This is a genomic window from Microcoleus sp. F10-B2 (genome assembly GCF_036704965.1).
Taxonomy (GTDB): Bacteria; Cyanobacteriota; Cyanobacteriia; order Cyanobacteriales; family Microcoleaceae; genus Microcoleus.
In genome coordinates, this window is sequence record NZ_JAUBTB010000015.1 from 60417 (window position 1) to 73001 (window position 12585).

Genomic DNA, 12585 nt, shown 5'->3' on the forward strand with positions numbered 1-12585 from the left:
GAAAGGTTAATGAGTAATTCAGAAACAGACAAGTCTATAGAAGGAATTGCGATTGTCGGCATGGCCGGTCGCTTTCCTCAAGCCAAAAATCTGGATAAATTTTGGCAGAATCTGCGAGAAGGAGTGGAGTCAATCTCTGTTCTTAGTGAAGCACAATTGCTTTCTTCAGGAATTGACCCTACTATGTTTCATAGTGCCAATCACGTCAAAGCTGGCGCTATATTAGAAGACATGGATTTATTCGATGCTTCATTCTTCGGCTTTAATCCCAGAGAAGCAGCGATTACAGATCCCCAACACCGCTTATTTTTGGAGGAGGCGTGGTCAGCCCTGGAAAATGCCGGCTATGATTCAGAAAGATACCGAGGTCAGATTGGGGTTTACGCGGGTGTAGGTTGGAACAGCTATTTGTTGTTCAATTTAGCTTCAAACCGGGGTTTTCTAGGCACTGTTATTGATTATCAAACTCTGATTGGAAACGAGAAAGATCATTTAGCTCCGCGCACTTCTTATAAGTTAAATTTAAGAGGTCCGAGCATTAGCGTGCAAACGAATTGTTCGACATCATTAGTGGCCGTTCACTTAGCTTGCCAAAGTTTGTTAAGTTACCAATGCGATATGGCTTTAGCCGGAGGCGTGACGGTAAATGCCTTGCAAAAAGCTGGCTATTTGTATCAAGAAGGAGGGGTTTTATCTCCTAACGGTCAATGCCGTGCTTTTGATGCTGGTGCGAAAGGCACTGTACCGGGGGGCGGCTTAGGAATTGTAGTTTTGAAGCGGTTAGAAGAGGCGATCGCCGATGGCGATTGCATTCACGCTGTGATCAAAAGTTCGGCTATAAATAACGACGGTTCTGGGAAAGTTGGTTACACAGCGCCCAGCTTGGAGGGGCAAGCAAAGGCGATCGCGGAAGCCTTTGCCATCGCCGACATCGAGCCGGAAACAGTGACTTATGTAGAAACTCACGGAACTGCAACGGCTTTGGGCGATCCGATCGAATTTAAGGCCTTGACAAAAGCGTTTCGCGCTAGCACTCAGACAAAAACAGCGATCGCGCCGCCTGCACATTGTGCGATCGGTTCAGTCAAGACCAATATCGGGCATCTTGATGTCGCTTCTGGGATCGCAGGCTTGCTCAAAACTGTTCTGGCTCTCAAACACAAGCTGATACCGCCCAGCTTGCACTTCCAGCAGCCGAACCCGGAAATTGATTTGGCCAACAGCCCTTTCTACGTCAATACCGCTTTGTCGGAATGGCCCGCAAACGGCACTCCGCGTCGCGCGGGAGTCAGTTCTTTTGGTCTTGGCGGTACTAACGCCCACGCGATTTTGGAAGAAGCCCCAACAGTCGAAATTTCAGGGCCTTCTCGCCCTTGGCAGTTGTTGGTACTGTCTGCCAAAACGGAATCGGCACTGGATGCGGCTACAGTAAATTTGAGCGATCGCCTCAAGCAAAATCCCGATCTCAATCTCGCGGATGCTGCTTACACCCTGCAAGTTGGCCGGCGAGTTTTTGACCACCGACGGGCGGTTGTTTGCAAAGACATTCAAGATGCTGCGATCGCGCTTTCCGATCCGAAACGAGTTCTCACTTTGTACCGCGAGGCCGGCGATCGCACTGTCGCCTTTATGTTTCCGGGCCTGGGAACTCATTACCCCAACATGGCCCGCGAACTTTACGAAGTGGAGCCGGTATTTCGAGAACAACTCGATCGCTGCTGCCAACTTTTCCAACCTTACCTCGATCTCGATTTGCGATCGGTGCTGTATCCCAGTCAGCCTGAGACAAATGCAGCTTCCAAATCCGGCCTCGACCTGCGAAAAATGCTCGGTCGCTGCCAAGAACAGCCCGATCCTGCTGCTGAAAAACTAAATCAAACCTTTCTCACTCAGCCGGCTATTTTCGCGATCGAGTACGCTTTGGCTCAATTATCGATCTCCTGGGGAATTCGCCCTGGGGCGGCGATCGGCTACAGCATCGGCGAATATGTGGCCGCGTGTCTGGCGGGGGTGTTTTCTCTGGAAGATGCGATCGCTCTCGTTGCCAAAAGAGCGTTGATGATTCAAAGTTTGCCGGCTGGGAAAATGCTTGCTGTTCCGCTTTCAGAAGCGGAAGTGCGACCGCTTTTAGGAAAAGGTCTTTCTTTGTCAGCAGTTAACGGGCCGTACCTGTGCGCGATCGCGGGTGTTCCTGATGCTGTGGATAAATTGGAACGCCAGTTAACTGAAAGCGGTTTGGCTTGTCGGCCGATTCCAACTTCTCACGCCTTTCATTCTCAGATGATGGATGCGATCGCGCTACCATTTATCGAATTAGTTAAAACCTTCAATCTTCAGCCGCCCAAAATTCCCTATTTATCAAACGTTACGGGCACTTGGATTACCGCTAGTCAAGCCACCGATCCGAGTTATTGGGCTAAGCATTTATGCCAGCCGGTGCTATTTGCAAATGGCGTGCAAGAGTTGTGGAAAAAACAGAATTTAATTCTGTTAGAAGTTGGTCCCGGACAAACGTTGAGCAGCTTGGCCGTGCAGTGCAAGCCGAGCGATTTAACCGTAGATTGGACTGTGCTGCCAACGCTGCGAAATTCCTGCGATCGGCAATCCGATGTAGCATTTTTGCTCAATACACTAGGTCAACTTTGGCTAGCGGGAGTACAGATAAATTGGCAAGGTTTTTACGCTGATGAACATCGGCATCGAGTCCCTTTACCCACCTATCCATTTGAGCGACAGCGTTACTGGATTGAGCCACAGAAACAAGTATTAACTTCTTCGGAAAAAGGAACCGAACAGCAACAGGAAAATTCCAAAATTGTAGAGTCAAAGATTCATAACTTTGCTCGACCAAACCTGCGAAATGCCTACATTTCTCCCAGTAATGAAATCGAGCAGACAATTGCCGATATCTACCAAGAACTGTTAGGAATTGGGCAAGTCGGCATCCATGACAACTTTTTTGAAATGGGAGGAAATTCTCTAATCGGTATTCAGTTACTTTCCCAGATTCGCAAATTATTTCAAATTGAACTGTCTCTCCGCTACCTATTTGCAGCACCCACTGTTGCTGAATTTGCATTAGCGATCGAGGAAGCAATTGTAGCAGAGTTAGAAGAATTAACCGAAGAGGAAGCTAAAAAGCTTGTCTTAGTTGGAGAAAGGTAAACTTCATCTGAAATTGCAAAGGATAAAGCATCAATTATGAACATTCAAGTAGTCGGTGTTGTGGGAGCAGGGGTTATGGGAATTGGGGTTTCGCAAAACCTCGCCCAAACTGGTTATCAGGTAATTCTTGTAGATATTTCGGAAGCGATTCTAGAAAATGCCGAGCAGGAAATCAAAAAGAATATCCGGTTTCACACTCTTTTCAACAAAGAAAAAAAGGTTGGCAGTCCAGACGATATCTTAAAAAAAATTACATTTTCCACTAATTACAAGTTGCTAGACAGTGCAGACTTTGTGGTTGAAAATGTCACCGAAAAATGGGATATTAAAAAGGAGGTGTACGCGCAGCTAGATGCCATTTGCCCAGAGAGAACTGTTTTTGCAGCTAATACATCTGCCATTCCCATTACCCGCATTGCTTCAGCGACCAAGCGAGCTAAAAATGTGATTGGGATGCACTTTATGAACCCAGTACCCATGAAGTCAATGGTAGAAGTGATTCGCGGGTATCACACCTCTGACGCAACAATTGAGATAGCCAAAAGTTTTTTAGCCCAAATGGGCAAAGAATGTATTATTGTCAACGATTCACCGGGATTTGTTTCTAACCGCGTGTTGATGTTGACAATTAATGAAGCGATTTTCTTATTGCAAGAGCGAGTAGCTTCAGCGTCTGACGTGGATAAAATTTTCAAAACCTGCTTTGGTCACAAAATGGGGCCGCTAGAAACGGCAGATTTGATCGGACTAGATACGATTCTACTGTCTATCGAAGTTTTGTATGAAAGCTTCAAAGATAGCAAATATAGGCCGTGTCCTCTGTTAAAGCAGATGGTAGAGGCGGGGTTATACGGTCAGAAAAGCAAACAAGGTTTCTACGTTTATCAGTGAGTTATTTAAGATGAAAGAAAATCGAGAAAAAATCAAAGCATTCTTGGCGCGCGTTGTCGGCGATTACGATTTGCAGGACAATGAAGATATTTTTGGTCTGGGCTTTGTCAATTCAATGTTTGCAATGCAACTGGTTTTATTTGTGGAGCAAGAGTTTAAAGTTTCCATTGAAAATGAAGATTTGGAAATTGATAATTTCAATACCATAAATGCTCTGGTTAATCTAGTCGAACGCAAAACTGCTGTACTTACAAGCAATTGAGTTAAGGAATGCAATGAAACTCGAATTAACCGCCAAACAAAAAGATGCTCAATCAGAATTCAGAGCTTTTGTAAATGAGGAAATAATACCTTATGCTAGCCAGTGCGATCGCGAAGAGCATACCCCCCCACAACTCATTAAAAAGCTAGCTCTGCGAGGCTTTTTGGGTGCTTCAATACCCGAAAAAAACGGCGGTAGCGGTATGGATGCGATCGCCTATGGCCTGCTTAACGAAGAAATTGGGCGGGGGTGTTCTTCATTGCGGAGTTTGCTAACAGTTCACAGTATGGTTGCTCACGTTCTTTGCAAGTGGGGAAGTCAATATCAAAAAGAACATTGGATTCCCAAGCTAGCATCAGGTGAAGCGATCGCAGCTTTTGCACTGAGCGAACCTAACGCCGGTAGCGACGCTAAAAGTGTAGAAACAACTGCAACTCCGGCAGGCAATTTCTACATATTAAATGGCAAAAAGAAATGGATTACTTACGGACAAATTGCGGATTTATTCTTAGTTTTCACCCAGTGTGAAGGAAAATCCACTGCTTTTTTGGTTGAAAAAAATAGACCGGGACTCTCAATAAAACCCATTGTGGGAATCTTGGGAACGAGAGCTTCTATGCTAGCAGAACTTCACCTAGATGACTGCAAAATTCCCCAGGAAAATCTCGTTTGCCGGCATGGTTTTGGCTTCTCTCATGTCGCTTCCTCGGCCCTAGATCGCGGCAGGTACAGCGTAGCGTGGGGCTGCGTAGGCATCGGTCAAGCTTGCTTAGAAGCTTGCCTTCAGTACACCAGTCAACGCCAGCAATTTGGCGTTTATCTGAAAGAACACCAGATAATTAGACAAATGATTTCCGATGCAATCGTTAACGTGAAAGCAGCTAGATTGCTATGCTATCAAGCCGGCTATCTCCAAGAAATTGGCGATCCGCGATCTATTTCAGAAACCTCAATTGCTAAATACTTTGCATCCACAATGGCAGTTAAAGTAGCAAGCGATGCCGTACAGATTCACGGGGGTAACGGTTGCAGTAGCGACTACCCTGTGGAACGGTATTTCCGAGACGCAAAAATCATGGAAATTATTGAAGGCAGTACCCAAATTCAACAAATTACCATCGCCGAATCTGGTTATCAAGAGTACGGAGTATTACCGGAACGCAACGTTACGCAGCAAAATTTAGTGGCAAGAATATAAAGCTATGGTCAACCTAACATCCGAACGAATAGAGAGCCAAGAACAAGATCAAAAAACTATCAAATGTGTAGTTTGGGATCTGGATAATACCCTGTGGAATGGTATACTCTTAGAAAATGACCAAATTTCCCTGCACAGCCATGCAATCAGCATCATCACTACCTTAGACAGTCGAGGCATTTTACAATCTATTGCTAGCAAGAATGAACGCAGTTTAGCAATGGCAAAACTCCGAGAGATGGGATTGGACGAGTATTTTTTGTATCCCCAAATCAACTGGAATTCAAAGGCGGCTTCAATTAAGGAAATCGCTAAATCGCTCAATATCGGTCTCGACGCGATCGCCTTTATTGACGACGGGCAATTTGAGCTAGAAGAAGTCAACTTTTCCCTACCAGAAGTGTTGTGTATTGATGCAGTAAAGCTAGACGAAGTGCTAGATATGCCGGAAATGAATCCCCGTTTTATTACAGAAGATTCACAACTGAGAAGGCTAATGTATATCAACGATATAGAACGCCAAAATGCCGAGAAAGAATTTGTCGGAGCTCAAGAAGAGTTTTTAGCCACACTCAACATGACTTTGACTATTTCCTATGCAAAAGAAGAGGATTTGCAGCGAGCCGAAGAATTAACAGTACGGACAAATCAACTGAATGCAACTGGTTACACCTACTCCTACAGCGAACTCAATCAATTTCGGCTCTCCAACCAGCACAAACTGCTAATTGCAGGTTTGGATGACAAGTATGGAAGTTATGGAAAAATCGGGTTAGCACTTGTGGAATGCGATGAGTGTGTATGGACGCTAAAACTATTGCTAATGTCTTGTCGCGTGATGTCCAGAGGTGTAGGCGCAGTCTTGCTTAATTATATTACGAGCCTTGCTAAAGATCGAAACGTGCGCTTGTTGGCTGACTTTGTTTCAACTGAGAGAAATCGCATGATGTATATCACTTATAAGTTTGCGGGTTTTAAGGAAATTGAAAAGAGAGGCGATTTGGTGATTCTGGAAAATAATTTTATGCGGATTCAACCCCCGCCTGACTATATGAAAGTACAGGTAATTGACTGAAAAACAACATTTTTGATCGGAACTTTTTTTTCATATAACCATCACTAGAAAACGGCATCATGAATAGTAAAAAAGACGAAATTTTGCAGCGACAGTCTCAGCTTTCACCAGCAAAACAAGCCCTTCTCCAACAGCGGTTGAGCGGTAAATTTAAAATAGAAACCCACTCATTGCAAAGTATTCCTCGCCGTTCCAACGCCGGCCCAGCACCCGTGTCGTTTGCCCAGCAGCGGCTGTGGTTTCTTCACCAGTTAGATCCCGAGAGCGTTTGTTACAACATACCCGTATCTGTGCGCCTCACAGGTGCGATCGATGCAGCCGCGCTCGAGCAAACCTTCAACGAGATCGTGCGCCGTCACGAAATCCTGCGTACTACTTTCAAAATAGTGGACGGGCAACCTGTTCAAGACATCGCCCCAGCGCTAGCAATGAAGCTACCTGTAGTGAACCTGCGACAGTTGCCAGAAACTGCGCGCGATCGCGAAGTTCAGCGCTTAGTAACTGAGGAGTGCCAACAGCTTTTCGACTTAGCTAGTGGCCCCTTACTGCGATCGAAGCTGTTACAATTAGACGAGCAAGAACATCTGCTGCTGTTCGTCATTCATCACATTATTTCTGATGGTTGGTCTGCCGGAGTATTGATTCGAGAAATTGCAGCCCTTTACAGTGCTTTTTCTCAAAATCAACCTTCCCCACTGCCAGAACTTCCCATCCAATATGCTGATTTTGCAATTTGGCAGCGACAGTGGTTGCAAGGGGACATTTTAGAAAAACAACTAGCTTACTGGAAGCAGCAATTAGGTAGCACTCCCCCCATCTTAGAATTACCCACAGATCGACCGCGCTCAGCTACCCAAACAACACGCAGTGCCAAACAACTCTTAGCACTATCACCAGCTTTAACTGAGGCACTTAAAACACTCTCCCAGCAAGAAGGTGTCACGCTGTTTATGACTTTGTTAGCGGCTTTTAAAGCTCTGCTTTTCCGCTATAAAGGTCAAGAAGATATTGTAGTAGGCTCGCCCATTGCTAATCGGAATCGAGCTGAAACAGAAGGGTTAATTGGATTTTTAGTTAATACGCTGGTTTTGCGGACTAACTTATCAGGTAATCCGACTTTTCGGGAAATTTTGCAGCGGGTGCGAGAGTTGTGTTTAGGCGCTTACGCCCACCAAGATTTGCCATTTGAAAAGCTAGTGCAAGAAATGCAGCCAGAACGGAATCTCGGTCATCCTCTCTTATTTCCAGTCTGGTTTGTTCTCCAAAATTCACCCGTTCCAGCCCTAAAACTTCCGGGCGTGACTTTGACTCTCTCAGAACTCGATATTGGGGAAGCACGCAACGATTTAAAGCTGGATTTAACGGAAACACCGGAGGGAATTAAAGGATTTTTTGAATACAAAACAGACTTGTTTGAAGCAGCGACGATCGCGCGAATGGCAGAGCTCTTTCAACTTCTACTCAATCGAGTTGTTGAACAGCAAGACATTCAGTTGGATGCACTAGCAGAAACATTGGCGATCGCCGAAAAACAACAGCAGTTGTCTAAAGAAAAAGAGTTTCAGGAAGCACGCCGCCAAAAGCTCGGCAATATCCAGCGCAAGGTAGTTACAAACACTATTCAAGAAATCAGTTAAACAGCAAACATATGAGCAATATAGAGTCAAAACTAACAAATAGCAACCAGCTAACAACTATTAGACGGAAAGCAGTCAAGCTATCGGATGCCAAGCTAGTCAAAACTGATTTACTTCAAGCAGAACAGCCACTGCCTTTAGTAGTTCAACCCGCCGTAGAAGGTATAAAATTAGTCGATTGGGCTGCCAAGAATCGAGAACAAATCGAGAAATGGCTGTGTCAAAACGGCGGTATTTTGTTTCGTAACTTCGACATCAGAGAAATAACCGAATTTGAGCAGTTAGTCAGGGCAATTTCTGTCGACTTACTAGACTATTCCTATCGTTCAACGCCACGCAGTCAAGTAAGTGGCAAAATCTATACCTCAACTGAATATCCAGCAGATCAATCTATTCCTTTGCACAACGAAATGGCTTACTCTCGCAGTTGGCCGATGAAGATAGGATTTTTCAGCGTTAAGTCAGCAGAAACAGGTGGAGAAACGCCTATTGCCGACAGCAGGAAAATTTTTCAGCGCCTCAATCCAAAAATCAAAGAAAAGTTCATACAAAAGCAGGTTATGTATGTCCGAAACTATGACACTCAACTCGACTTAACATGGCAAAATGTTTTTCAGACAGACAACAAATTAGAAGTAGAGAATTATTGCCGAAAAGCTGGCATTGAATTTGAGTGGAAAGATAACAATTATTTGAGAACTCGCCAAGTCTGTCAAGCTGTTGCTACACATCCTAAAACAGGTGAAAAAGTGTGGTTCAATCAAGCTCATTTATTCCACGTATCGAGTTTAGAACAGGAGACAAGTCAAATACTGCTTTCAGCCCTTCCAGAGGAATATTTGCCGCGCAATGCGTATTACGGTGATGGGTCTGAGATTGAAAAGTCTGTGTTAGATGAAATTCGGGAATTGTATCAGCAGGAAGCAGTTATCTTTCCTTGGCAAGAGGGAGATGTATTAATGCTAGATAATATGCTGACTGCCCACGGGCGGATGCCCTTTTCCGGCTTGCGGAAGGTTGTAGTTGGCATGGCAGAACCTTTTATAAATCAATAAAATAAAACCCGATCGATGGAGTAAAAAATATGCAAGAACAGTCTTTAGAAGGATTTCGGATTTCACCTCAGCAGAAGCGCCTTTGGATGTTGCAACAATCTGCATCCAACCAACCTTATCGCGCTACTTTCGCTGTTAAAATTGCAGGTAATCTAAATCTAAAAGTATTAGAAACAGCTTTGCAAAACCTGGTCAGTAACTATGAAATTCTTCGCACGAATTTTCAATGTTTACAGGGAATGGCGCTGCCGCTGCAAATCATTAACGATCGCAGTGGGCCGGCGATGGTTTACCACAACTTAAGCGGTAGAGATTCTGAAGCACAAGCAGCTCAAATTGAGACACTTTTTGCTGAAGTGAGTAATCGCGTTTTTGACTTAGAATGCGGTCATGTTTTAGATATTTGTCTGGTTGTTATTTCCCAAGATTTGCACCTCTTGCTGGTTGGGATGCCTGCTTTGGTTGCAGATCGGGTTACTGTCAAGAATTTTGTGCATGAAATTAGCCGTTTTTATGCCTCCAATTTGCAGGACAAAGAATTATCTGACCAACCCTTGCAGTATGCAGATATTGCCGAATGGCAAAATGAACTTTTTGAAGGGGCAGATGCAGAAATAGGTAAAGAGTATTGGCGCAAAAATAATATTTTAAATTTGGTAGATTTATCATTACCAAGGGAGAAAAAAAATGAGGTAAAGGTAGAATTTAAACCAAATTTTGTTGCAGTCAAACTCGACACTCAAGTTGTAGCTAAAATTGAAAATGTCGCTCAAAAATATAACTCTTCAACTTCTGTATTTATTCTGACTTGCTGGCTAGTTCTACTGTGGCGGCTCACTGGCAACTCAGATATTGTTGTTGGCACATATTGCGACGGCAGGAGTTATGAACAGTTGGAGTCAGCTTTAGGTCTGTTTGCCAAATACTTACCTGTTTACAATCATTTTGAAGAACAACTTAAATTCTCTGAGAACCTGAAGCAGGTTAGCGAGTCGGTACGCAAAGCTTTCAAATGGCAAGAGTCTTTTACTTGGGAACAAGTAACAGAATTAACCGAGAAAAATCGGGGATGCTTCTTTCCAGTTTGTTTTGATTTTGAGGAACAGCAGGCAGATTTTTCTGAGGCAAACTTATCTTTTTCTATTGACAAGCGGTACATTTGTTTGGAGCCGTTCAAAGTTAAACTGTCTTGCCTTCACCAAAATGACTCGCTAACCGCAGAGTTCCACTACGATTCAAACTTGTTTCAGAGCGAGGATATCTCGCGCTTGGCAGGACAATTTCAGACTTTATTAGCAAGCACGGTTAGCGAACCAGAAACTGCCATTAGCGAGTTAGAAATTTTGAGCGATCGCGATCGCCACCAACTTCTAGTCGAGTTTAACAAATCCCCAATCCCCAATCCTAAATTTCCAGATGACTCGTGCATCCACCAATTATTTGAAAAACAGGCAGAACAAACACCCGATCGCATTGCGATTGTCTTTGAGAATCAGCAACTAACCTACGGAGAGTTAAACAAAAAAGCTAATGGTTTAGCCCATTACCTGCAAAAGCTGGGCGTAGGGCCAGAAGTTGTGGTAGCGCTGTACACCGATCGATCCCTAGATGCGATCGTCGGCTTGCTGGCCATCCTCAAAGCCGGTGGCGCGTACCTACCCCTAGACCCGGCCTTACCAGCCGCCAGCTTAGCTTTCCGGTGGCAAGATGCGCGATCGCCAGTTTTGCTGACCCAAACGCACCTGGCGGCAAACCTAAGCGATCGCCCGCCGCAAGTAATCTGTCTTGACGGAGACTGGGATGCGATCGCCAAGCTTCCCGATCGAAATCCCAACAGCGAGGTAACAACCAAAAACTTAGTATATGTGCTGTTCACCTCCGGTTCCACCGGCAAACCCAAAGGCGTAGCCGTCGAACACCGACAACTTCTCAACTACCTCAACGGCATTTGGGAAAAACTAGAACTGCCAACGGGCGCTAATTTCGCCACTGTTTCCACCTTGGCTGCCGACTTGGGCAACACAGCGATCTTTCCCTCTCTATGTGGCGGAGGATGCTTGCACGTAGTATCCTCCAATCGCACAACAGACCCCGCCGCCCTCGCAGAATACTTTAACCGCCATGCGATCGACTGCCTCAAAATTGTACCTTCCCACCTCGCAGCCCTTCTCGCCGCTGCCCCTCCCGAGCAAATTCTGCCCCGCCAGTGCTTAGTTCTCGGCGGTGAGGCAGCCAGTTGGGAATTGATTTCGCAGGTTCAGCAGCACGCGCCCAACTGTCGCATCCTCAATCACTACGGGCCTACAGAAGCTACCGTAGGCACAACAACCTTTACAGTTCAGAATCGACCGAGTTCCCAGACGGTTCCCCTGGGACGCGCGCTGCCCAACTGCTACACCTACGTGCTAGATCGGCAGCACCAACCCGTACCGATCGGTATACCAGGTGAGTTATACATTGGCGGGTCTGGGTTAGCGCGGGGCTATCTGAACCGACCAGCAGAACAAGCAGAGCGGTTTATTGCCAACCCCTTTGTCAGCGGAGAGCGGTTGTATAAAACTGGCGACTTAGCCTGCTACTTACCAGACGGCAATCTAGAATTCTTGGGGCGAGTTGACCACCAAGTCAAAATTCGCGGCTTCCGCATCGAATTAGGAGAAATTGAGACAGTGCTGAGTCAACATCCACAAGTGAGACAGGCGATCGTCTCACTTAGAGAGGATGAACCGGGCAACCCGCGTCTAGTCGCTTACGCGGTTCCCGATAGCGATCGCTCTGCATCCCTCGCTGCGAATGACCTGCAAAGCTTTCTGCGCCAGCGGTTGCCCGAATATATGATGCCGTCAGCCTTCGTGCTGTTGAAAAGTTTACCGCTAACAGCTAACGGCAAAATCGATCGCCGATCGCTCCCGGTTCCCGATTGTCTGCGCCCAGAACTAGCAGCCGCTTACGTCGCACCCCAGACAGAAATAGAACGCGCGATCGCGACCATCTGGCAAGAAATGCTTCACCTCGATCGCGTTGGCATCCACGACAACTTCTTCGATCTCGGCGGTCATTCATTACTTATCGTCCAACTTTACAGCAAATTGCAAGGAGTCTTTCACCGCACTATTTCAATCACCGACATTTTTAAATATCCCACCATCAACTCTCTAGCTAAATATCTCAATCAAGACCAAAATTTACAGCCTACTTTCGACGAACAAAGCCAAGACAGAGCCGATTTGCGAAGACAATTAATCAAACAACAAATGCAATCTAGAAAAAACCTGCGTTAATCTGCAATTAAAACAAAAATA

8 protein-coding genes are annotated in these 12585 nt (G+C 45.4%); all 8 read left to right on the forward strand.

Features of this window, described 5'->3' with window-relative positions; all coding sequences use genetic code 11:
• Positions 1 to 9: 9 nt before the first annotated feature.
• The 8 genes from QUA99_RS08450 to QUA99_RS08485 are packed head-to-tail and all read left to right on the forward strand — an operon-like array spanning position 10 to position 12564.
• Positions 10 to 3165 (forward strand): beta-ketoacyl synthase N-terminal-like domain-containing protein, encoded by a 3156-nt coding sequence (locus tag QUA99_RS08450; protein ID WP_333235617.1) that lies wholly within the window; start codon positions 10 to 12, stop codon positions 3163 to 3165.
• A 36-nt stretch (positions 3166 to 3201) separates the two neighbouring features.
• Complete coding sequence (locus QUA99_RS08455; RefSeq protein ID WP_333235618.1) at positions 3202 to 4056, forward strand: 3-hydroxyacyl-CoA dehydrogenase NAD-binding domain-containing protein; 855 nt, start codon at positions 3202 to 3204, stop codon at positions 4054 to 4056.
• 10 nt (positions 4057 to 4066) lie between these two features.
• Positions 4067 to 4318, forward strand: a complete 252-nt coding sequence (locus QUA99_RS08460; RefSeq protein WP_333235620.1) for an acyl carrier protein — start codon at positions 4067 to 4069, stop codon at positions 4316 to 4318.
• Between the two features lie 13 nt (positions 4319 to 4331).
• On the forward strand, positions 4332 to 5516 hold the full coding sequence (locus tag QUA99_RS08465; RefSeq protein WP_333235622.1) for an acyl-CoA dehydrogenase family protein: 1185 nt from the start codon (positions 4332 to 4334) through the stop codon (positions 5514 to 5516).
• A 4-nt stretch (positions 5517 to 5520) separates the two neighbouring features.
• Positions 5521 to 6591, forward strand: a complete 1071-nt coding sequence (locus tag QUA99_RS08470) for an HAD-IIIC family phosphatase (RefSeq protein ID WP_333235623.1) — start codon at positions 5521 to 5523, stop codon at positions 6589 to 6591.
• A 59-nt stretch (positions 6592 to 6650) separates the two neighbouring features.
• Entirely contained in the window at positions 6651 to 8228 is a 1578-nt protein-coding gene (locus tag QUA99_RS08475; protein ID WP_333235624.1) for a condensation domain-containing protein, read from the forward strand.
• An 11-nt stretch (positions 8229 to 8239) separates the two neighbouring features.
• A complete protein-coding gene (locus QUA99_RS08480; protein ID WP_333235625.1) occupies positions 8240 to 9283 on the forward strand; it encodes a TauD/TfdA family dioxygenase in 1044 nt (347 codons plus the stop codon).
• Positions 9284 to 9312: 29 nt separating this feature from the next.
• Positions 9313 to 12564 (forward strand): amino acid adenylation domain-containing protein, encoded by a 3252-nt coding sequence (locus tag QUA99_RS08485; protein WP_333235626.1) that lies wholly within the window; start codon positions 9313 to 9315, stop codon positions 12562 to 12564.
• Positions 12565 to 12585: the final 21 nt, after the last annotated feature.

Bases quoted from the DNA above. Each gene is read 5' to 3' on its own strand.
- QUA99_RS08485 (WP_333235626.1), top strand. From the start codon at position 9,313: ATGCAAGAACAGTCTTTAGAAGGATTTCGGATTTCACCTCAGCAGAAG.
- QUA99_RS08470 (WP_333235623.1), top strand. From the start codon at position 5,521: ATGGTCAACCTAACATCCGAACGAATAGAGAGCCAAGAACAAGATCAA.
- QUA99_RS08465 (WP_333235622.1), top strand. From the start codon at position 4,332: ATGAAACTCGAATTAACCGCCAAACAAAAAGATGCTCAATCAGAATTC.
- QUA99_RS08460 (WP_333235620.1), top strand. From the start codon at position 4,067: ATGAAAGAAAATCGAGAAAAAATCAAAGCATTCTTGGCGCGCGTTGTC.
- QUA99_RS08475 (WP_333235624.1), top strand. From the start codon at position 6,651: ATGAATAGTAAAAAAGACGAAATTTTGCAGCGACAGTCTCAGCTTTCA.
- QUA99_RS08450 (WP_333235617.1), top strand. From the start codon at position 10: ATGAGTAATTCAGAAACAGACAAGTCTATAGAAGGAATTGCGATTGTC.
- QUA99_RS08455 (WP_333235618.1), top strand. From the start codon at position 3,202: ATGAACATTCAAGTAGTCGGTGTTGTGGGAGCAGGGGTTATGGGAATT.
- QUA99_RS08480 (WP_333235625.1), top strand. From the start codon at position 8,240: ATGAGCAATATAGAGTCAAAACTAACAAATAGCAACCAGCTAACAACT.